A 1,896-nucleotide genomic window follows, 5' to 3' on the forward strand; every position below is an offset into this window, starting at 1 on the left:
CGGGCGGTGCAGGACTGGGCGGGCACGCCATCGGTGTACGGGGCGCTCGCGACCGGGGTGTTCGGCGCCGCGGCGCTGGTCGGCGGGCTCTCCGCGCGGCTGACGGTGTTCGCGCTCGACCTGGTGAGCGCCGCCGCGTTCGTCGTGACCGGGGTGCTGCTGTACCGGCTCGCGCGCGGCCGGACCGCCCAGCTGCGGGCAGCGCTGCTGTGGACCTGCAATCCGCTGCTGCTGCAGGTGCTGGTGGCGGGCAGCCATGTCGACGGGCTGGCCGTCGCGTTCAGCATCGGCGGTCTCGCGGTGCTCTTCCCCGTCATCCGGAACGGGCCCGTGGTTACCCCCGGGGCCCTGCGCGGCGCCGCCGCCGGGACCCTGCTCGGCCTGGGCTTCGCGGTGAAACCCACGGCGGCGCTGATGGCCATTGGCCTGGCCATCGCCCTGCTCGCCGCCAGGAAGCGGCTGACGGCAGCCGGCCTGGCGGCGGGGTTCGGCGTCGTAGCGGTCACGGACCTCCTGGTGATGGGCTCCGCCGGGATCGGGCAGACAACCCGGGCGAGCGCCCTGGTGTCGGTGGGATCGCCGTGGCGGGTGGTCCGCGCGGTGCTGAGCTACTTTGTCGCCGAACCGGTTGCCAACGACGTGGTTCGCTGGTGCGCCGTGGTGCTCGCCGCCTTGCTGGTGGTGCGCTTTGTCCCTGATTTCCGTCGCTCTGACAGCGCGAATCAGGGACAAAGCGCCGGGCAGTCGATCGGGTGGGCGTTTCTGTTCGTGGTGGTCTGGCTGGCGGCGTGGCCGTACGTACTGCCGTGGTACGACGCGCTGGCGTGGGCGCTGCTTGCCCTGTTGCCCGCCTCCTGGTTCGACTGGCTGTTGCTCGCGCGAACGACGGTGCTCGCCTTCGGGTATCTGCCGGCCAGGGCCACGGGCATCACCATCCCCGGCGCGCTGCGCTGGATGGAACCCGTGCTGCGCTCGGCGATAACCCCGGCGGTGCTGGCGACGCTGCTCGTCCTTCTCGTGTGCCGGCGGCCGGTAGTGACTATGTGTGACATGTATAGTCCTAAATGTGATAGCGATCGCGATCTCTGTGGTGGCGGTGCTGGCCGGGGTGATCGGCATTTCGGTCGGCGTGGCCGCTCACCGGCGGGCCAGCCGCGTCGTGCGCGAGTGCAATGAGCTGATCCAGGGCGCCGTGGGGTCACGCGGCACGGTCGATCCGCGCGCACTGCGCGACGTGGCGATCGTCAGGTACGACGCGCTGCACGAGATGTCCGGGCAGCTGTCGTTCTCGCTCGCCCTGCTTAACGCGGTCGGCGATGGCGTGGTGCTCAGCTCGATCAACGGGCGCGCGGAGACCCGCACGTACGCCAAGTCGGTGCGCGCGTGCAAGGGCGTTCAGGAACTGTCGCCCGAGGAAGCGCAGGCGGTGCATTCGGCGCGGCTGGGGACGGGCCTTTCCATGATCGCGGCTACGGCATGATTGGGCTATGCGCTACGCCTATCTCGGTCCGGAAGGAACGTTTACCGAGGCCGCCGTGGCGAGCCTCGCTGGCTCGCCACGCCCCGACGAGGTTCAGCCGGTGCCGTATCCGTCGGTCGGCGCGACCCTGGCGGCTGTCAGGTCGGGGGAGGCCGAGCGGGGTGTGGTGCCGGTCGAGAGCTCGGTCGAGGGCATCGTCACCGCCACCGTCGACGACCTGACCGGCGCCGGTGACCTGCTGATCCGCGCCGAGACCACGCTGCCGATCGAGTTCGCGCTGCTCGCCACGCCGGGCACCGCCCTCGAGGACGTGAAGACCGTGGGCGGGCACCCGCAGGCCGAAGCGCAGTGCCGCCGCTGGCTCGCGGCCAACCTGCCGGGCCGGGAGTGGGTGCCGCTCGCGTCGAACGCCGAGG

3 protein-coding genes are annotated in these 1,896 nt (G+C 71.4%); all 3 read left to right on the forward strand.

The window, feature by feature from the left end; translation table 11 throughout:
* Window positions 1-1,176: glycosyltransferase family 39 protein (locus WA805_RS26875; protein ID WP_425243738.1), on the forward strand; the 1,176-nt coding region annotated here is incomplete at its 5' end.
* Window positions 1,160-1,480: a DUF4446 family protein gene (locus WA805_RS26880; protein WP_422279710.1), complete on the forward strand. Its 321-nt coding sequence runs from the start codon at window positions 1,160-1,162 to the stop codon at window positions 1,478-1,480. The genes WA805_RS26875 and WA805_RS26880, both read left to right, overlap by 17 nt.
* A 7-nt stretch (window positions 1,481-1,487) precedes the next feature.
* Window positions 1,488-1,896, forward strand: a 409-nt coding sequence (locus tag WA805_RS26885; protein ID WP_425243739.1) for a prephenate dehydratase domain-containing protein, incomplete at its 3' end; no start/stop codon positions are given.

Source organism: Trebonia sp. (assembly GCF_049794275.1).
Lineage (GTDB): Bacteria > Actinomycetota > Actinomycetes > Streptosporangiales > Streptosporangiaceae > Trebonia.